This is a genomic window from Larsenimonas rhizosphaerae, assembly GCF_023700005.1.
GTDB classification, from domain to species: domain Bacteria; phylum Pseudomonadota; class Gammaproteobacteria; order Pseudomonadales; family Halomonadaceae; genus Larsenimonas; species Larsenimonas rhizosphaerae.
Map to the genome: position 1 here is coordinate 24612 of NZ_JAMLJK010000004.1, position 18696 is coordinate 43307.

Below are 18696 nucleotides of genomic sequence, written 5' to 3' on the forward strand. Positions count from 1 at the left end.
ATAAATAACAATAGTAGAATGGTGTCAAGATTTATATGGATGTTGGTTTTTATAACTCTTGTACTTGCCTGGGTTCCTTTTTTTCCTGGTATGCCTGTAGTCGGTCTTGATCCTTCTTGGGCATTGGGAATGAATCAAGCCGTGGCTCAGAGCCTCGTATTTGGTCAGAATATCGTTTTCACTTACGGACCTTACGCATCTATAAAAACGCATCTTTATCATCCTGTAACCGATGGTTTGATGCTAGGGGGATCATTATATTTTACGCTAATGCTTTTTTTGGCTCTTTACGTAAACCTGAAAAAGCGGGCTATTACTGGCGGCGTGATCATGCTGCTTTTATTTGCAGGGTGCTTTTATTCCAGTGATGGAATGATGTTCTTTTATACGCTGTTAGCGGGTCTATCCGTTCGTGAAGTGGCTGGTGAAAGGGCCTTAGGTGATAGAGCAAGGCAAGTACACTACCTTCTGGTAGCTTCCCTATTTACGGCATTTGGCTTGCTCCCATTGGTGAAGGGCTCCTACCTGATCGGATGTCTTGCAGTTTCTTTGCTGAGTTTCATATTTTGCGCTCTTAAAAGAGATTTTCTATTGGCCGGGATTGTGCTGGTCTTGCCAGTGCTGGCAATGGTTATATTCTGGACGATTGCCGGCCAGCCATTATCGGCGTTGCCTGATTACTTTCAGGCAATGCTGCCTATCATTACCGGGTATACCGAGGCAATGTCTCAGCCTGGTAATATAATCGAGCCTGTCACCTATATACTTGCCGGCATTGCTGTGGTGCTGTTTGCAGCACTGGAAGCGAAAAGAACCTGGTGTGAGCGTTCGTTTGCAGCACTGCTGTTTGCCTTGATACTGTTTCTGGCTTTCAAGGCCGGGTTTGTTCGTCATGATGCTCATGCAACTACTGCAGCGTGTGTATTATTACTGTGTGCTGGTTGGATAGCTGCTACTTCTTTAAGTAAACGAATCTGGTGTGTCGCCGTGCTGGTATTTTTGGCCGGTGCCTATATTGCTTCACATTATGGCGCTTCACCCTTTCAGATATATAAACGGCAGGCCCATGATAATTACATCAAGGCCGTCAAAGGGTTGGCGTATCGTTTTTCTGATCCTGATTTCTTTAATGAAAGGTATGATGAAAAAATAAACGATTTAAAGGAGATGGCAGGCTTTCCGCAGCTTGCAGGCACGACCGATATTTATTCATTTGACCAGGCTGAACTGATTGCTTCAGGCAATCACTGGGCTCCACGGCCAGTACTGCAAAGCTATTCGGCGTATACCCCCGAGCTTCTGGCGTTGAATCGCAACTATCTGCTGGGAGATGATGCGCCGGATAATATTTTATTCAGGATTCAGCCCATTGATAGCAGGCTTCCCTCGCTGGCGGATGGGGCTAGCTGGCCCGTGCTGCTTACTCGTTATGCGCCTGTTAGTTTTGATAATAACACTTTGTTATTAAATAAAAAATCGGCACCGTTTGATAGCCGGCTAGTTGAAGTTGGCAGCGCCGAAGTCAAGCTTGGGCAGCCTATACCTGTACCCGAGGACGCGCTATTTGCGACTGTCGATGTCAGCAAGACCTGGAAGGGCCGGCTGGCCAATACGTTTTTCAAGTCAAGTGAAGTTGATATTCGGCTAAACAAAATAGATGGCAGTGTCAAAAATTACCGGTTTATACCAGGGATGGGAAAAACGCCTTTTTTGATCTCGCAGGATATTGAGAACACGCTTGATTTTGGACTGCTCTATACAGGAATGAGGCTATCTGAAAGTCACAAAGGTGTTACCTCCTTTTCCATTATGCCTAAACAGCATGTCAGTTTCTGGAAACCGGATGTTACCGTTCATTTTTTCTCGCTCAAGGTACCTACGGATAAAAGCCTGATAACTGTCTATGCCTTTTCAGAGCCTGAGGTGCGGACTTTATCAGATGTGGCGAATATAAAGGCGTGTGAAGGGGGCATGGATGATATAGATGGAAAGCAACCCGAGAATTTTTCATCCATTGACTCCGATCTGCTGGGTGCGACGGGATGGTTGACGGTTTCTTCGTCGAAGGGTCAGCTCGCTGATGACATTTATATAACGCTGACACCTGAAAACGGACAGATGTTGTTATTGGCTACAAAACCCATGCGCCGCCCGGATGTGGGCCTGCACTTTTCCAATCCCTTGCTGGCGCAGGCCGGTTTCAGGCTGGCAGGCCGAATCGATCATCTGCATGGGCACTATACTCTAGGGCTTGCATATCGCTACCAGGGGAATCTGGTGACATGTTCGCAATACAACATTCCTGTTGATTTAAATTCCAATGGTTAAGTACTTAAAATGAATACGCAAAAAATAATACTTCCCGGTGGTGCCGGTCTGGTGGGGCAGAACCTTGTTGCACGACTCAAGGACAAGGGGTACAGCAATATAGTAGTGCTTGATAAGCATCAGGCTAATCTCAGGGTTCTTCAACAGGTACAGCCCGATATTGTTGCTGAATATGCGGATCTGGCCCGGCCCGGCAAATGGCAGGCTCACTTTGAGGGGGCTGATATTGTTGTAATGCTGCAGGCTCAGATCGGGGGGAACACGTATCAGGAATTTGTGGATAACAATGTATCTTCTACCGAACTGGTGCTTGATGCCATCAAGGCTCAGCCGTCGCAGCCATATCTCGTGCATATCAGCTCCTCCGTGGTTGAGTCGGTGGCAGATGACTTTTATACACGCAGTAAAACGGATCAGGAGCAGATGGTTCTGGAGAGTGGCATTTCCTGCCCGATTCTGAGGCCTACCCTGATGTTTGGATGGTTTGATCGCAAGCACCTGGGCTGGCTTTCCCGGTTCATGAAGAAAGTGCCGGTTTTTCCTGTACCCGGACATGGCCGTTATATGAGGCAGCCACTTTATGCTGGTGATTTCTGTGATGTCATCATCAGCTGTATCGAAAATCGTATTAATGACGGTATTTATAATATTACGGGACACGAACGGATTGATTACATCGATATCATTCGTGAAATAAAACGAGCTACTGGCGCAAAAGCTCTGATTGTGAAAATACCGTATTTTCTTTTTTATGCCTTGTTGCGCATATGGTCTGTTTTCGACAAGAATCCTCCTTTTACCACGCAACAACTCGAGGCATTGACTGCCAGAGACGAGTTTGAAGTCATGGACTGGCCAGGCACTTTTGGTGTAAAGGCCACCCCCTTTCGGCAGGCCGTGCAGGAAACGTTCAACGATGACCGCTACAGCAATATTACTCTGGAGTTTTAATGGTGGCTGATAAACAACAACGGATTGCTGTGCTGGGTGCGGGCCCCATGGGACTGGCCGTGGCATATCAACTGGCACTGGATGGGTATCGTCCGGTGGTCTTTGAAGCTGATGACCGAGTGGGAGGTATGACCGCGACCTTTGATTTCAATGGTCTCGATATTGAGCGTTATTATCATTTCCACTGTACGTCCGATACTGATTTTCTCACGCTGCTGGATGAACTCGGCCTTGCCGATAAAATGAAGTGGGTTGAAACTCGAATGGGCTATTGGTATTTGTCCCGTTTGCAGGATTGGGGTAACCCGGTTGCCCTGTTGAAGTTCAAGGGGTTGGGTCCTGTCAGCAAGTTTCGTTATGGGCTTCATGCCTTTCTGGCGACCAAACGTAATGACTGGAAGCCTCTTGATAACGTCGAAGCGACTGGCTGGATCAAGCGGGCAGTGGGGGAAAAGGCCTATGACGTGCTTTGGCGAAGCCTGTTCGAGCTGAAATTTTATGAGCATACTCCCCATCTTTCTGCAGCCTGGATCTGGAGTAGAATACGTAGGATCGGCAGGTCACGGTACGATCTGTTTCGTGAAAAGCTGGGATATCTGGAGGGAGGCTCAACAACATTCCTGTCTGCCATGAAACAGGAAATCGAGCGGCTTGGCGGGGATATCCGTTTGAGTACACCGGTAATCAAGGTATCCATGGCCAATGATCGTGTTCAGGGTGTGGTTACACGGAGTGGTGAAGAGCCCTTCGATCAGGTGATCAGTACCATCCCATTGCCATATATTTCTCGTGTCATGCCGGATTTACCTCAGGATATTCTTGAACAGTATCAGGCCAAAAATAATATTGCCGCCGTATGTGTCATTGCGAAACTACGTCGTCGGGTCAGTGATAAATTCTGGATAAATATCAATGATCCCGAGATGGATATTCCGGGCCTTGTTGAATACTCCAACCTTCGACCGCTTGATGACCATGTGGTTTACGTGCCTTTTTATGTGCCAGGTGAGCATCCCAAGTATGCCGACGAGGATTCCGTCTTTATTGACAAGGTTCGGCGTTATCTCAAGAAGATCAATCCTAAGCTGACGGATGACGATTTCATCGATATTCGAGCAAGCAGATATCGCTTTGCTCAGCCTATATGCGAGCCTGGTTACCTCGATACCCTTCCGCCGGTAAATTTACCCGTGAAGGGGCTGCGTGTGGCAGATACCTCCTATTACTATCCCGAGGACCGTGGCATATCGGAAAGTATCGGGTTTGGCCGACAGATGGCTCGGGATGCTACGCGGTGATTCAGGCATTCAGGTCAAGGCAGTTCATCGGTTTTATGATAACCGGTGGCATTGCTGCCCTTGCCAATTTTGGCAGCCGGGTTATATACAATCAGTGGATGGATTTTTCGTCGGCCATTATTCTCGCCTACATGACTGGTATGGTTACTGCCTTTGTGCTGGCGAAGATATTTGTCTTCAGGGAAAGCACCCGAAAGCTTCATCAGTCCGTTCTATTCTTTGTTCTGGTGAATATGGTCGCGGTTCTACAAACCTGGATGATCAGCATGCTGCTGTTCAATGCGGTATTGCCCTGGATGGGCATTGAGCAGTACGCACGCGAGATTGCTCATGGTACGGGGGTGCTTGTTCCCGTATTCACGAGTTATCTCGGCCATAAGCACTTGTCATTCAAGGCCTAGACATGTTCCAGCGGAAACCCTTCCATGCCTTTCTTGCCGTGACGTTGACGTATTTTTTGATACTGGTCTGGATCGATTCACAAAATCCCTTCTTTGAGCGGCTCCCGGCGCTTGGTGTTCACCTGGTGGTCATCATGCTTGTGTCATTTGTGGGCTATCTGGTGCGCTATGGGCGATGGCACTGGCTTTTACATCGAGCCGGGTATGGTCACCCGATAGTCCGTGGCGGGCTGATCTATCTGTCCGGCTTTGCCTTTACTGCAACACCCGGGAAGGTCGGTGAGCTTGTCCGGGCACGTTATCTCTTGAAGGAGGGGGTGCCCGCGCAGTTGACTCTGGCCGCTTTTGTATTTGAACGTGTCTTTGACCTGTTGTCGGTACTTTTACTGGCGTCGCTGTTTATCGGCGACAAGGGTACATTTCTCGTCGCACTATTATTCGTCGCGGTGCTACTGGCTCTGGTCGGAGCGCTGATGTTGTATCCGCGTTGGTTGTCGAGAGCGGTGGGCTGGCTGCGTGTACGTGGATACAGGCGCACTGCTTCTTTGCTCAGAAAGATCCGTGAGGGGTTTCATCTTTGTCGGTACTGGTGTGTACCGCTCGATGTCGTGGTCTGCTTTCTGGCGGGCCTGCTTGCCTGGGGGATGACATCACTGTCCCTTGTCTACCTCCTGCATGTGCTTGGAGTCGGCGTTCCTTTGAATGAGGCTATATCGATATACCCACTTGCCATGCTGGCCGGGGCAGCTTCCATGATTCCCGGTGGCCTTGGGTCAACGGAAGCCGTCATCGCTGCCAGTGTGATGTCCCATGGTTACAGTATTGTCATGGCTACTCTGGCGGCGATTGGCATACGGATTTCGACGCTGTGGTTTTCAATGGTATGTGGCATTGTGGCCATGGCCTGGCTGGAGTGGCGCGTCACAAAATAATGTCAGCCTTGTCAAAAGCTATATTCCTGCAGTTTTCTGACCATTCCACGCCTTGAACATATCAACGTATTTACAGGACCATTCATGAACCTTTCCATTACGAATACTGTTCAGGCAGGCAACGATCTGCCTTTTACGCTCTTCGGTGGTATTAATGTGATCGAGAGCGAGCACCTTGCCCTTCGGGCCTGCGAGCATTACGTCGAAGTGACAACAAGGCTTGGTATTCCTTACGTGTTCAAGGCTTCGTTCGACAAGGCCAACCGCTCTTCCATCCACTCGTTTCGTGGGCCTGGGCTTGAGGAAGGACTTCGTATTCTTCAAAAGGTTAAGGAGGAGTTCGGCGTACCGGTCATCTCCGATATCCACGAAATCGAGCAGGCCGTACCCGCTGCCGAGGTGCTGGATGTGTTGCAATTGCCAGCCTTTCTGGCCCGCCAGACTGATCTGGTTGAAGCCATGGCAAAAACCGGCAAACCGATCAACGTCAAAAAGCCGCAGTTTCTGAGCCCGCATCAGATGAAGAACGTGGCGGACAAGTTTACTGAGTGCGGCAATGACCGGATTATTCTGTGCGAGCGTGGCGCCAGTTTCGGCTACGACAATCTGGTTGTTGATATGCTCGGATTTGGTGTCATGAAAAGGGTGACAGGCAATCGTCCGATCATTTTTGATGTAACTCACTCCCTTCAGTGCCGTGATCCGCTGGGTGCCGCATCCGGCGGCCGTCGCGACCAGGTACTTGAGTTGGCACGTGCTGGTATGGCGACCGGTCTGGCAGGTCTTTTTCTTGAGGCTCATCCTGACCCTGAAAATGCCCGCTGTGATGGTCCGAGTGCGTTACCGCTATCGAAGCTTGAGCCTTTTCTTGCACAGATCAAGGCGATCGATGATCTGGTGAAATCCTTCACCGAAGTAGATACTTCCCGATAATTCAAGCTTTTTTCAGGAGTGCTCATAATGGACAGCCAGCAACGCGATCCCCTGATCGAGGGTGTCATCGAGGCGGGGCGTCAGGTTCTGGCGATTTATCAACGCGATTTTGATATTGCCACCAAGGCAGATGACAGCCCGCTGACCGAGGCGGACATGGCGGCTCATCACGCACTGGTAGCACTGTTGGGTCATCACTTCCCCGAGGTACCCGTGCTTTCCGAAGAGGATGCCGAGGTAGCCTTTGAGCAGCGCCGCCAGTGGGATCGTTATTTTTTGATCGATCCCCTGGATGGCACGAAGGAGTTCATCAACAAGAACGGTGAGTTCACCCTCAATGTGGCCCTGATTGCACAGGGTGAACCCGTGTTCGGAATCGTCCATGCGCCGGTGCTGGGCGTAACCTGGTGGGGTGCGCAGGGTATCGGGGCATTCAGACGCGAGGAAGGAGGCGATATTTCCATCAAGGTGCGCCCTCTGCCCGCACCGGATACAGCCCCTTGGCACGTGGTAGCCAGTCGCCGCCATGGCAGCGATGCACTGGAAGCCTTTTGTGCCCGTCTGCCTGCTCATGAGCGGGTATCCATGGGAAGCTCGATCAAGCTGTGTCTGGTGGCTGAAGGCAAGGCAGACCTCTATCCGCGTTTTGCCCCTACCTGTGAATGGGATACTGCCGCCGCACATGCTGTGGTACGGGCAGCCGGTGGGGAGGTGATGAATATCGAAACAAGGCTACCCCTGCGCTACAACCAGAAGGCGTCATTGCTTAACCCCTGGTTCATGGTTCATGCCGGGCCTTCTGACAGGTGGGTGAGGGCGCTGGATGACAGTGAGGCCTCGTAGGTGAAATTGCCCCTGCGGGCGCTGACTCTCCATGCTTCATGTGCATCGTGGCGCCTTCGGGCGCCATTTTTTATGGTGTGTCTGTCATCCGATGATCCTGTTCATCAGGCAGCGCTGATAGCGTGGATGAGACCTGGTGTAGCTTAAAGAATGGCTGTGATTAGTCCTGTTGTCTTTAAAGGTATCAGTGTTCTGGTTTTAAGTGCTCCTGTATCCTGGTTATTTATTTTTACTTTTTAATTATTTTTGTAGGTCGCATGTCTGGTCAAAATAATTGGTATGACATCCTTTAATATAGAATGGTTTAAAACTTGATGAATTCAAAAATCGTAAACGTTAATTTCTGTTAGTATTATTTATCCATTATGTATCATGTTAATCATATCGGCATAAATGTAAGTAAAAAAATCCTCTAGATTACTCAACAGAAAAGAAAGTTGTTCAAAATATTCTGTTTGAGGTAATTCGTCATGGGTCAGATCGGCATCGTACTTCTCTTTGTTTTAATCTTCGGCGGTATCATGGCTAACGACAGAACCCATGATGATCATGGCGGTAGCCATCACAGCCCGATCAGCCAGATGTGCTGATGAATGATTGAATGATTTAATATTAAAAAGCCCCTGCAGGGGCTTTTTTTATGTCATTTTTTTATTGGTTTTTAAAATAAAAGAGACAGTGCTTCAGGTTGTCGAGCAGTATTTTATCCATGGTCAAGAAGAAGCTACGGCGTATGGTGTTGATCGTCTTGTAGTCAGACATGCATGGACGCCACTATTGTCCAGGACTGAAACGGTTGCCAGTATGTCCGACATACGTTATTTCTATAGCTCTTTTCCTGACAGGGTTGGTCTCATGCAGGGCGCCTTTAACCGTGATGATCTGCTGGAGCAGTTGGCGCGTTCCATCTTTACCGGTGAATATGCTCCGGGCGAATTTCTGCCTCGTGAAGTGGATATTTGCCATACCTATAACGTCAGCCGCAGCACAGCCCGAAGTGCCCTTCAAACGCTGGCGGATACCGGCATTCTGGTGCGCATTTCCGGGCAGGGGACTCGGGTCCGTGATCCTCGAGAATGGCAGCTGCTTGACCCGCGTGTTACGCACTGGCTGACGCTTTATAGCGAAGCAGGACAGTTCTACATGCAGGATCTGCTCGATTTTCGGGCCTCGGTTGAGCCGTTTGTCACCATGGAAGCCGCAACGCGGGCCAGTGCCGCTGACCTGCATGCCATCGAAGATGCACTTTCGGGGATGGAGGCGGCCTGGCATACCTCTCATGCAGGCCGGATTGACCCCCTGTTTGACGTATTTGATGTGGCATTCCATGAAGCGGTGTACGCCGCAACACATAACGTCATCTGGACACAACTTTCCCACGTACTGAAACCCATCATCCTGGCCCAGGTGGCCCGCACCAATCGTACGACTGACAGCCTGCTCGAAAGCGTCGCGTGCCATCGTCGCGTGTTTGAAGCCATTCGCCTGCGTGAGCGTCGACAGGCAGGCGAGGCCACGCAGGCCATGCTGGATCGCACGGCAGCAGATCTCGCCACGAATGCCGTGGCGTTCTGAGGTGTTGATATCGGCCAGGATGATGGCTGACCTGTTATTACCTACTGAGAGGTACCCATGAAGATTACGCGACTCAAGACCTGGCAAGTGCCCCCGCGCTGGCTGTTTCTGAAGATAGAAACCGATGAAGGTGTATACGGATGGGGAGAGCCTGTCATTGAGGGGCGTGCCGCGACGGTACAGGCGGCGGTGCACGAACTGGAAGACTATCTGATCGGCCAGGATCCGCGGCGCATCGAGCATCTGTGGAATACCCTGTATCGCGCCGGGTTTTACCGTGGTGGCCCGATTCTGATGAGTGCCATTGCCGGAATTGACCAGGCACTGTGGGACCTCAAGGGCCGTGATCTGGGGGTACCGGTGTATCAGCTGCTGGGTGGGCGGGTACGCGACAGGATGCGGATGTATGCCTGGACCGGTGGGGACAAGCCCCAGGATGTCGGCGCGGGTGCAAGGGCGCTGGTCGATAAGGGGTTTACGGCGTTCAAGATGAACGGCACGGCAGAAATGGCCATGGTCGACAGCTACACCAAGGTGGATGAAGCTGTCGCCCGCGTCGCCGAGGCGCGCGAGGCAGTGGGCATGGATATCGGTATCGGCATTGATTTTCACGGCCGCGTGCACCGGCCCATGGCCAAAATTCTACTCAAGGAGCTGGAGCCGTATCGCCCGATGTTTGTTGAGGAGCCGGTGCTGCCTGAGCATTTACCCTCGCTCAAGCACATTGCCGGTGGGCTGAGCTATCCCCTGGCGACCGGGGAACGGTTGCATACCCGGTATCAGTTCCGTGACCTGTTGGCGGACGGCATGATCGACATCATTCAGCCCGACCTGTCACATTGCGGTGGTATTTCCGAGGGGATGAAGATTGCCGCGCTTGCCTCCTGCCATGATGTGGCGCTGGCCCCTCACTGCCCGCTGGGGCCGTTGACCCTGGCTGCTTCCCTGCACCTGGACGCAGTGTCGCACAACGCCTTCATTCAGGAGCAGAGCATGGGGATCCACTACAATAAGGGCAATGACGTCCTGGATTACCTGGTCGACAAGACTGCTCTGACCATTACCGATGGTTATCTGGATATCCCCGAAGGGCCCGGGCTTGGGGTCGAAATTGATGAGGCCTTTGTCGAGGAGCGCTCAAAGGTCGGGCATCGCTGGCGTAATCCGGTCTGGACCCACGAGGATGGCAGCATTGCCGAGTGGTAAACACTGAATGTGAAAAGGCCCTGTCACGGCGGGGCCTTTTGAAACCTGAACAGGAGCAAGTGAATGACCGCTTTTCATGATGCACTCAAGTCACGCCCGCTGGTCGCGATTCTTCGGGGAATCAAGCCGTCCGAGGTGGAAGAGGTTTGCGATGCACTGGTCGAGGCCGGTATCAAGCTGATCGAAGTTCCGCTGAATTCTCCCTCGCCCTGGGCTTCCATCGAGACGCTGATCAAGCGTGTCCCCGCTGATGTGGTGGTTGGGGCCGGTACGGTGCTTCATCCCGCAGATGTAAAGCGGCTGGCCGAGATGGGAGGTGAGCTGGTGGTGACGCCCAATACGGATCCGGAGGTCATTGAAGCAGCCGATGACGCCGGGCTTTACAGCCTGATCGGGTGCGCAACACCCTCCGAGGCGTTCAGCGCTATCAAGCATGGTGCCAGTGGCCTCAAGCTGTTTCCCGCGGCGCGTCTGGGCTGTGATTTTCTGAAGGACATCAAATCCGTACTGCCGCCGACCGTTCCGGTCATGGCCGTGGGCGGTGTCGGCATTACCAGCATGGGGGAGTGGCACGCCGCAGGCGTCAACGGGTTCGGCTTTGGCAGCATGCTGTATGCCCCTGGCAGGTCGGCACGTGAGGTCGGGCAGACCGCCTGCGAGATTGTCGCGGAATGGGATCGCCTGCAGGAGCTGGCCGGTCAGGTTGAAGCCCAGCAACGGGAGTGTGATCAGTGAGTCAGGCCCCGCGCTATATTGTGGTGGATTGGGGGACCAGTAATTTCAGGGCCTTCCTGGTGGATGCTGCCACGGGTGAGTGCCTTGATGATCGCCGCGCCGAGGCGGGCATCAAGGCGCTGAATCGCGACGAGTTTCCACACTACTGCGCGCGCCAGCTGGGTGAGTGGCGCGCCGGAGGTGATGTGCCGGTATATCTGGCCGGGATGGTGGGTGCTGCACGAGGCTGGCGTGAGGCGCCGCAGCTTTCCCTGCCGGTAACGCTCGAGTCGTTGGCCGATCACTGCATTGATGCACCTGGCATGGAGAACAGCTGGATTATTCCTGGCGCCAAATGGGTGGATACGGAGGCCAGTGGCAATGTGGATGTCATGCGCGGTGAAGAAATTCAGATATTCGGCGCGCGGGCGCTGCTGGGCGAATCGGCCTGCTGGTTCTGTCTGCCGGGAACCCATAGCAAGTGGGCAACGCTTTCAGGGGACGCGCTGATAAGGTTTACGACGGCCATGACTGGCGAGCTTTATCATGCCGTTCGGTTTCATACCCTGCCGGGGGAGCCTGCCCGGGATGATGCGCCGCTGAATGAAGATGCCTTCCGGCTGGGCCTTGAGCGCTCCGAAGGTGAGGGGGGAGTGCTGCACGCCCTGTTTGAAGCCCGCAGCCGCCATCTGTATACCGGCCTGGAAGCCGACGAGGTAGGCAGCTTTCTCTCCGGTGTACTGATCGGGGCGGAAGTAGAGGCCATGAGGGCATTGAGTGCCGAGCAGGAGATCGTACTGGTGGGGGCCTCCGGCCTGTCGCCGCTGTATGAAACCGCCCTGTTGCGACGAAGCATTGCAGTGCGCATGGTATCCAGTGATGCTGCGACTCTGGCGGGTGTGCGAGCGCTGATGGCCGTGCGCCACAGATGAGGGCTTTCTGCATGATGCGTTGACGTTTCCCTTGCGCCGCTTCACGTCTATTCTGCTTATTGGCTGACGCCGACAAGATTATAAACAAAGGCGCATATATGGTTTCGTTGAATGATCCCCTGCTCATCTATACCGACCTGGACGGGACGCTGCTGGACCACGAAAGCTATGACTGGTCTCCAGCAGAGCCATGGCTTGCACGTCTGCGTGATGCGGCTGTTCCCGTCATCATCAATACCAGTAAAACGGCAGCTGAAGTAGAGCAGCTTCGTCATGAACTGGACCTTTACGCCCCCTATACCGTTGAAAACGGCAGTGTCGTGGTTCTTCCTCCCGAATGGTGTGTGGATGAAACGGCCACTGCCGAGCAGTGGGCGCACCTTCCTCTGGGGGCCAGTCACGATCGAATCGTGAGCGTGTTGGCCGCTATTCGCGAGAACGAAGGCCTGAGCTTTCGTTGCTTCAGCGATATGGACACTGACGAGGTGGCCGAGCGCACCGCACTTTCAAGGGACAGGGCAGCGCTGGCCAAACAGCGTCAGGGATCGGAGCCGCTGGTTTGGGAGGATACTCCCGGACGTCTGGTGCATTTTCAGCAGGTGCTCACCGGGTTCGGACTCACCCTGACCCGTGGCGGGCGGTTTTACCATGTCATGGGGGATGAGGCGGGCAAGGGCCGCGCGGTTCATTGGCTGACGTCCCGACGTGAGGTCCTGCATCAGGAGCGCCCCTGTACGATCGGGCTGGGGGATGGGCCCAACGATGTCTCGATGCTTGAGGCCTGCGATATGGCCGTTGCCATTCATGCCCCTCATGGGCAGGTGCTTGAGGTGGACAACGCCCACTGTTATTTCACCCGTGCGTCCGGCCCCGCCGGCTGGGATGAAGGATTGACGCACTGGATCAGCCTCGAAGGGAGCACGCTGGATGAGTGATTTTTATCAAAATGGCATCATTACCAACTTTCATAACCTGGGCGACCGGCCGGTCGCTGCGCTTGAAAGCGAGTTAAGGCAGTTCTCTCGAAAACGTCCCATGGGGCTGATTCTTCCGTCCCTTTATTCCGAGCTTGAAGGACCGGCGCTGTCGAATATCGTTGATGAGCTGAGCAAGGTGGATTATATCGGTGAGATCATCATCGGGCTTGATCGTGCCAATCGGGACCAGTTCCTGCATGCTCGCGAGTTTTTCTCCCGCCTGCCCCAGCATCACCGGATCTTATGGAATGACGGCCCGCGCCTGAAGGCCATCGACAAGGAGCTGGCGAAGGAGGGGCTATCGCCGCAGGAGCCCGGGAAGGGGCGTAACGTCTGGTTCTGCTCCGGTTATGCGCTGGCTTCCGGCAAGTCCGAGGCGATTGGCCTGCATGACTGCGATATCGTGACCTATGACCGTTCCCTGCTGGCCCGGCTGATGTATCCGATTGCCAATCCCCAGTTCAACTATCAGTTCTGCAAGGGCTATTACGCTCGAGTAGCCAGCGGCCGGTTGAACGGCCGCGTCGGACGGCTGATGGTGACGCCGATGCTGCGTGCGCTCAAGAAACTCTACGGGCCGCTGGATTATCTGGATTATCTGGACAGTTATCGATACCCGTTGTCGGGTGAGTTTTCGATGCGCTCGGACGTGCTGAACGACATCCGGATTCCCAGCGACTGGGGGCTTGAAATTGGCGTGCTGTCCGAGGTGCACCGGAACTATTCGACCAAGCGCCTGTGTCAGGTGGATATTGCCGATACCTATGATCACAAGCATCAGCCGTTGTCGGCAGACGATGCCAATGGCGGCCTGAACCGAATGAGCATCGATATCGCCAAGGCGCTGTATCGCAAGCTGGCGACCCTTGGAGTACGTATTCAGGAAGAGGATTTCCGTACCCTCAAGGCGACGTATTATCGGACTGCGCTGGATCTGATCGAAACCTATTACAACGATGCCATGATGAATGGCCTCAAGGTAGACCGCCACAGCGAGGAGCAGGCCGTCGAACTCTTCGCGCAGGCCATCATGGATGCGGGGGCGGCATTTCTGGAAAACCCGCGGGACAAGCCGTTCATTCCGAGCTGGAGTCGTGTGCAGTCTGCCTTTCCGGCGATTCTGGATCACATGCAGCAGGCGGTGGATCTGGATAATCGCGGTGAAGTATGACGCAATTCGTTGCCCGAGCATGAAAAACGCCCCTGAAGAGGCGTTTTTCATGGGCGATCAGGGCCGGCCGTCGTTCACCAGCCAGGCGCTTCGATAGGGCTTCAGCAACAGTTGCGTCGCGTTGGGTTCCGGCAGGTTATCGGTCAGATCGCGCCAGTATTCGTGCTGCAATGCCTCTGGCAGGATTATCACCTGAGGCTGGTCCGATACGTTATGCAGCGCCAGCAGCTTGCGACCCTCGCTGGTAGGGCCGCGCAGGAAGGCAAAGACCTGAGGTGCGATATCGAGGATCTTCTGCGGGGTATCCGGGTGAAAGCAGGGCTCTTCCCGGCGCAGTTGGAGCCGCTTCGTCAAGGTATCAAACACGATGCGGGTAGGCGTCGTGGGGGAGTCGAGCAGGGGCTCAAGCTGGTCTCGCTGCCATTTGCGCCGATTGATGCTGCGTAGCTTGCCGGTGTGCTGGACGCCGTTGTAGTCATTGGCTGAGGCCGTCAGGCTGTGCAGATACATGCCGGGAATACCCTGCAGCCCGAGCATGATGGTCTGGCTGCACAGAAAACGTCCGATCTGCCATGGGTCTTCTCCCTTGCGTGTCCCTTTCATGGCGTCGAAATAGGTGATGTTGATTTCGTAGGGGGAGTCCGTGCCATCCGGGCTGCTTTTCATGCTGACATGCCCGCCAAAACGCTTCATCAGCTCAAGCATCTGGCTGATATCGTGTTCCGGCAGCAGGCCCTCCAGGGCACGTACCCCGATGCCGTCGTGGCTGGCAGTAAAATTGAAGTAGGTACAGCCCGGCGGCAGCGGCGGCAGGGTAGCAGCCCATTCGGTCAGCGGACCGGCATCGCCGGTGGTCAGGGTATGTACCAGCAGTGGCGGCAGCGTGAACTGATAAACCATATGGGCTTCATCCCCGTCGCCAAAGTAGCTGAGGTTTTCATGATGGGGCACATTGGTTTCGGTAATCAGCAGCACGCCTGGTACCAGATAATCAAACAGGGCACGAATCAACTGCACAATGGCATGGGTCTGGGGCAAGTGAATGCAGGGTGTGCCCAGCTCCTTCCACAGAAAGGCGATGGCGTCCAGGCGCACGATACGAGTGCCCTGTTCCAGGTAACCAAGCAGTACGCCGAACATTTCGATCAGTACATCGGGGTTGTCAAAGTTCAGATCGATCTGGTCTTCGGAAAAGGTCGCCCAGACATGGCGAGTGCCACGCCGGGTGGATACCGGCACCAGCAGGGGAGTGTTGCGCGGGCGAGTCACCAGCGATACGTCGGTCTCGGGAGGCAGCTCGATGAAGTAGTCACGACCGGGTTGCGTCCCGGCAATGTAGTCGGCAAACCACAGGGACTCCCTGGACACATGGTTGATGACCAGATCCACCATCAGGTTGTGCCCTTCGGCTATGCGACGCACATCCGACCAGCCGCCAAGATCAGGACTGACTTCCCGATAATGCTTGATGGAAAATCCGTCGTCCGAGCTCCAGGAGAAGAAGGGCAGGATATGGACCGCACTGAAGGTGTCGGACAGCCGCTCGTTCAGGAAACGATGCAGCTCATCAAGCGGAAAAATCTCGGCATCGGCCGACTTGATCGTATCGCCGTAGGTAATGAGAAACTGGCTCTTTTCGCTCCACAGCGGTCGCGGTGTATTGTCGAAGTGACCACGATAGCCGTCAATCAGCTGCAAAAGGCGGCGAAGTATGGATTCAGAGCGCTCTTCGCCGTACACATATTCAAGCAGTGTTCGTGCCCGGTCGGTAAATGCATCTTCGGATAATGGGGAAACCGTGTATTCACGTGCGCCCATGGGAAGCTCCTGGTGCCTTGTTGTTATGGATGGCGTCTTGCTGCCCTTTTACTGTAGCCCGGCAAAAGGCCCTGTACGACCATTGGCCAGGTATTAAGCTGAAGCACCTTGCATGTGGATAAGGACTCATGGAGACTTGCCGAGCGTCAGGAGGGGAGTATTCCAGGTCGTGCTTGTCACGCGCGAAGGTGCCGTCATCACGGGTTAACCCCCCGGTGCCTTTGGCAGCCTCAGGGCTGCGGGAGAGACCTCCGGTAGCCGGTCCGGCCAGGTGTCGGATTTTTTTTGACTCACCGGAGTAATGTGCTGTGCATGTACCTGCCTGGATCTGGGAAGTAACCATCGGGGGCTTTGCCGCCCTGTTTCTATTTGATTTTCTTGCACATACCCGCAAGGCCCATACGCCTTCCATGAAGGAGGCAGCGCTCTGGTCGCTGTTTTATATTGCGTTGGCCCTGGTGTTCTGTGCCGGTGTCTGGCGCTTCTGGGGCCACGGCCACGGCGGGGAGTTTCTGGCGGGCTTCATCACCGAGAAAAGCCTGTCGGTGGATAACCTCTTTGTCTTTGCCATCATCATGGCGAAATTCAATGTGCCACGGCAGTACCAACAGAAAGCCCTGCTGATCGGTATTATCATTGCTCTTGTCCTGCGCGGTATCTTCATCGCTGTCGGGGCGGCTGCCATCAACGAATTCAGCTGGGTGTTCTACATCTTTGGCCTGTTCCTTTTGTATACCGCGGTCAAGCTGGCAATGGAAAGCATGGCGCATGGCAAGGAAGAAGAGGAATACGAGCCGAATCTGATCGTGAAGTTTGCCGAGAAACATTTGTCGATGACGGAGCAGTTTCATGGCAATGCCCTGTTCACCAGGGAAAACGGCAAGCGGGTCATGACACCGCTGTTTCTGGTTGTGCTGGCGCTGGGACTGACCGATGTACTGTTTGCACTGGACTCGATCCCGGCGATTTATGGCCTGACGCAGGAACCCTACATTGTCTTTACCACCAATGCCTTTGCCCTGCTGGGCCTGCTGCAGCTGTATTTTCTGCTGGGTGGCCTGCTGGACCGGCTGGTGTACCTGGGGGTCGGGCTGTCAGCGATCCTGGCATTCATCGGGGTCAAGCTTGTCTTTCATGCCATGTCGGAAAACACGCTGCCGTTTCTCAATAATGGCGAGTCGATTACCTGGGTGCCGCATATTTCCACCTGGCTGTCCCTGTCGATTATCATTGGCGTGCTGATCATCACCACGGTGGCCAGCCTTGCCAAAAGCAGAAAGGACAAGCGCGCAGCCTCCTGAGTTATTGTTCTGTAATGAAAACGCCCGGCCATTTTGGCCGGGCGTTTTCATTCAGCGGGTACTCGATCAGCGACGAACGACGCGATAAAGCACCAGCAGTACAATGGCACCGAGCACCGCGACGACAAAGCTGCCGAAGTTGAACCCGCTGACACCGCCCATGCCGAGTGCGGTACCGATCCAGCCTCCGACCACGGCACCCAGGATACCGATGACGATCGTGATGATGAAGCCACCCGGATCCTTGCCCGGCATCAGCAGTTTGGCGATAGCGCCTGCAATCAGGCCAAATACAATCCATGCGATAATGCCCATACTCACCTCCGTGTCAGTCCAGGGCGGTGCTGACAGATGTCAGCACCTGCCAGCAAGATACGCGGTAGGTGTGGCCTTGTCGACGTCAGCGGCCCGTCGACAGACGAAATATGCAGGACAGCATGTTGAGTCCCATGGCTCCGGCAAAGGCCAGGGCAATCCCCAGCTGGCTGAATTCACCTTCCGGCAGAAGGCCTGCCAGCGACGCGATGAAGGCAAGCCCCGTGCCACCGAGGGCGCCGGCCCCCATGCTGCCCAGAAAACCGAGCATGATGCGTTGTGGTACCACCACGTTAAACATCAGGCCGGTCAGAATGCCGGTAAAAAACCAGGAAAGAATATCCATGAAATGCTCCTTGAGCAGAAGTGTGTTGAATCAATTCCGGCGCAATATGCATTGATGCACAGTGACGCAATTTTCCCCACGGGGCCCGGGCGGTTACAATGAGCCTCATCGTGGCTCGGGGGCTGGTAGCGTTCAGGCCCTGCCCGGGCTGTTTTCTCTTTTTTTCATCGGAAGTCTGCCGATGCACTGTCCATTTTGCGGTACACACGAAACCAAGGTCTCCGACTCCCGTCTGGTAGCCGACGGTGACCAGGTGCGTCGCCGCCGCCAGTGCCTGGCCTGTGGCGAGCGCTTTACTACCTATGAAACCGCCGAACTGATCATGCCGCGCATCATCAAGGGCGACGGGTCACGTGAAAGCTTTGATGAAGACAAGCTGCGTGCCGGCATGATGCGCTCGCTGGAAAAGCGACCGGTCAGCGCCGAGAGCATTGAAGCAGCCATACTTCGCATCCGTCAGAACCTGCGGGCGCGCGGCGAACGTGAAGTGGCGGCGCGCATTGTCGGCGAGCAGGTCATGGAGCAGCTTCGGCGACTGGATCAGGTGGCCTATATTCGATTTGCCTCGGTCTATCGTCGGTTTCAGGATCTGGACGAATTCCGAGCGGAAATTGAACGCTTAACCGGCGACCTTTCATAGCGACACGTTGTCGCA

At 54.2% G+C, this 18696-nt stretch carries 18 protein-coding genes; 15 read left to right on the forward strand and 3 right to left on the reverse strand.

Translation table 11 applies throughout. From position 1 onward, the window contains the following. Positions 1–39: 39 nt before the first annotated feature. From NAT21_RS13425 to NAT21_RS13485, 13 genes are all read left to right on the forward strand, one after another. Positions 40–2328, forward strand: coding sequence for a hypothetical protein (locus NAT21_RS13425; RefSeq protein ID WP_250939204.1), 2289 nt, complete (start codon positions 40–42; stop codon positions 2326–2328). A 9-nt stretch (positions 2329–2337) separates the two neighbouring features. Beyond that, positions 2338–3279, forward strand: coding sequence for an NAD-dependent epimerase/dehydratase family protein (locus tag NAT21_RS13430; RefSeq protein WP_250939205.1), 942 nt, complete (start codon positions 2338–2340; stop codon positions 3277–3279). Next, positions 3279–4577, forward strand: a complete 1299-nt coding sequence (locus tag NAT21_RS13435; RefSeq protein ID WP_250939206.1) for an NAD(P)/FAD-dependent oxidoreductase — start codon at positions 3279–3281, stop codon at positions 4575–4577. The genes NAT21_RS13430 and NAT21_RS13435 overlap by 1 nt, the downstream gene beginning before the upstream one ends. Positions 4578–4612: 35 nt before the next feature. After that, positions 4613–4978 carry a GtrA family protein gene (locus NAT21_RS13440; protein WP_250939207.1) on the forward strand — a complete coding sequence of 122 codons (366 nt, stop codon included), beginning with the start codon at positions 4613–4615 and terminating at the stop codon, positions 4976–4978. Between the two features lie 2 nt (positions 4979–4980). Next, complete coding sequence (locus NAT21_RS13445) at positions 4981–5910, forward strand: lysylphosphatidylglycerol synthase transmembrane domain-containing protein (protein ID WP_250939208.1); 930 nt, start codon at positions 4981–4983, stop codon at positions 5908–5910. Between the two features lie 84 nt (positions 5911–5994). Next, positions 5995–6843, forward strand: a complete 849-nt coding sequence (kdsA, locus tag NAT21_RS13450; RefSeq protein ID WP_250939209.1) for a 3-deoxy-8-phosphooctulonate synthase — start codon at positions 5995–5997, stop codon at positions 6841–6843. A 27-nt stretch (positions 6844–6870) separates the two neighbouring features. After that, complete coding sequence (gene cysQ, locus NAT21_RS13455) at positions 6871–7686, forward strand: 3'(2'),5'-bisphosphate nucleotidase CysQ (protein ID WP_250939210.1); 816 nt, start codon at positions 6871–6873, stop codon at positions 7684–7686. A gap of 855 nt (positions 7687–8541) precedes the next feature. Beyond that, positions 8542–9261 (forward strand): FadR/GntR family transcriptional regulator, encoded by a 720-nt coding sequence (locus tag NAT21_RS13460; protein WP_250939211.1) that lies wholly within the window; start codon positions 8542–8544, stop codon positions 9259–9261. A gap of 57 nt (positions 9262–9318) precedes the next feature. Next, positions 9319–10467 carry a galactonate dehydratase gene (gene dgoD, locus NAT21_RS13465; RefSeq protein WP_250939212.1) on the forward strand — a complete coding sequence of 383 codons (1149 nt, stop codon included), beginning with the start codon at positions 9319–9321 and terminating at the stop codon, positions 10465–10467. A gap of 63 nt (positions 10468–10530) precedes the next feature. Beyond that, positions 10531–11202, forward strand: a complete 672-nt coding sequence (locus NAT21_RS13470) for a 2-dehydro-3-deoxy-6-phosphogalactonate aldolase (protein WP_250939214.1) — start codon at positions 10531–10533, stop codon at positions 11200–11202. Then, the gene (locus tag NAT21_RS13475) at positions 11199–12113 is read left to right on the forward strand and encodes a 2-dehydro-3-deoxygalactonokinase (protein WP_250939215.1); all 915 of its coding nucleotides are present in this window, start codon (positions 11199–11201) and stop codon (positions 12111–12113) included. The genes NAT21_RS13470 and NAT21_RS13475 overlap by 4 nt, the downstream gene beginning before the upstream one ends. A gap of 98 nt (positions 12114–12211) precedes the next feature. Further along, positions 12212–13048 (forward strand): HAD-IIB family hydrolase, encoded by an 837-nt coding sequence (locus NAT21_RS13480; RefSeq protein ID WP_250939217.1) that lies wholly within the window; start codon positions 12212–12214, stop codon positions 13046–13048. Beyond that, positions 13041–14261, forward strand: a complete 1221-nt coding sequence (locus NAT21_RS13485; RefSeq protein ID WP_250939219.1) for a glycosyltransferase family protein — start codon at positions 13041–13043, stop codon at positions 14259–14261. Before NAT21_RS13480 ends, NAT21_RS13485 begins: the two co-directional genes overlap by 8 nt. A 57-nt stretch (positions 14262–14318) precedes the next feature. Here the strand turns inward: NAT21_RS13485 and NAT21_RS13490 are convergent, their stop codons facing one another. Further along, positions 14319–16079: a sugar phosphorylase gene (locus NAT21_RS13490; RefSeq protein ID WP_250939222.1), complete on the reverse strand. Its 1761-nt coding sequence runs from the start codon at positions 16077–16079 to the stop codon at positions 14319–14321. Between the two features lie 308 nt (positions 16080–16387). Between NAT21_RS13490 and NAT21_RS13495 the strand changes: the two genes are divergently transcribed. After that, a complete protein-coding gene (locus NAT21_RS13495) occupies positions 16388–17380 on the forward strand; it encodes a TerC family protein (protein WP_250939223.1) in 993 nt (330 codons plus the stop codon). Between the two features lie 66 nt (positions 17381–17446). On the opposite strand, the gene NAT21_RS13500 is transcribed toward NAT21_RS13495, so the two are convergent. After that, complete coding sequence (locus NAT21_RS13500; protein WP_250939226.1) at positions 17447–17695, reverse strand: GlsB/YeaQ/YmgE family stress response membrane protein; 249 nt, start codon at positions 17693–17695, stop codon at positions 17447–17449. 85 nt (positions 17696–17780) lie between these two features. Continuing rightward, positions 17781–18041, reverse strand: coding sequence for a hypothetical protein (locus tag NAT21_RS13505; protein ID WP_250939228.1), 261 nt, complete (start codon positions 18039–18041; stop codon positions 17781–17783). A gap of 181 nt (positions 18042–18222) precedes the next feature. Between NAT21_RS13505 and nrdR the strand changes: the two genes are divergently transcribed. After that, a complete protein-coding gene (gene nrdR / locus NAT21_RS13510) occupies positions 18223–18681 on the forward strand; it encodes a transcriptional regulator NrdR (protein ID WP_250939380.1) in 459 nt (152 codons plus the stop codon). The last annotated feature ends 15 nt before the right edge of the window (positions 18682–18696 follow it).

Bases quoted from the DNA above. Each gene is read 5' to 3' on its own strand.
- kdsA (WP_250939209.1), top strand. From the start codon at position 5,995: ATGAACCTTTCCATTACGAATACTGTTCAGGCAGGCAACGATCTGCCT.
- dgoD (WP_250939212.1), top strand. From the start codon at position 9,319: ATGAAGATTACGCGACTCAAGACCTGGCAAGTGCCCCCGCGCTGGCTG.
- NAT21_RS13500 (WP_250939226.1), bottom strand. From the start codon at position 17,695: ATGGGCATTATCGCATGGATTGTATTTGGCCTGATTGCAGGCGCTATC.
- NAT21_RS13440 (WP_250939207.1), top strand. From the start codon at position 4,613: ATGATAACCGGTGGCATTGCTGCCCTTGCCAATTTTGGCAGCCGGGTT.
- NAT21_RS13490 (WP_250939222.1), bottom strand. From the start codon at position 16,079: ATGGGCGCACGTGAATACACGGTTTCCCCATTATCCGAAGATGCATTT.
- NAT21_RS13460 (WP_250939211.1), top strand. From the start codon at position 8,542: ATGCAGGGCGCCTTTAACCGTGATGATCTGCTGGAGCAGTTGGCGCGT.
- NAT21_RS13470 (WP_250939214.1), top strand. From the start codon at position 10,531: ATGACCGCTTTTCATGATGCACTCAAGTCACGCCCGCTGGTCGCGATT.
- NAT21_RS13445 (WP_250939208.1), top strand. From the start codon at position 4,981: ATGTTCCAGCGGAAACCCTTCCATGCCTTTCTTGCCGTGACGTTGACG.
- NAT21_RS13480 (WP_250939217.1), top strand. From the start codon at position 12,212: ATGGTTTCGTTGAATGATCCCCTGCTCATCTATACCGACCTGGACGGG.
- NAT21_RS13505 (WP_250939228.1), bottom strand. From the start codon at position 18,041: ATGGATATTCTTTCCTGGTTTTTTACCGGCATTCTGACCGGCCTGATG.
- NAT21_RS13435 (WP_250939206.1), top strand. From the start codon at position 3,279: ATGGTGGCTGATAAACAACAACGGATTGCTGTGCTGGGTGCGGGCCCC.
- NAT21_RS13485 (WP_250939219.1), top strand. From the start codon at position 13,041: ATGAGTGATTTTTATCAAAATGGCATCATTACCAACTTTCATAACCTG.
- NAT21_RS13425 (WP_250939204.1), top strand. From the start codon at position 40: ATGTTGGTTTTTATAACTCTTGTACTTGCCTGGGTTCCTTTTTTTCCT.
- nrdR (WP_250939380.1), top strand. From the start codon at position 18,223: ATGCACTGTCCATTTTGCGGTACACACGAAACCAAGGTCTCCGACTCC.
- cysQ (WP_250939210.1), top strand. From the start codon at position 6,871: ATGGACAGCCAGCAACGCGATCCCCTGATCGAGGGTGTCATCGAGGCG.
- NAT21_RS13430 (WP_250939205.1), top strand. From the start codon at position 2,338: ATGAATACGCAAAAAATAATACTTCCCGGTGGTGCCGGTCTGGTGGGG.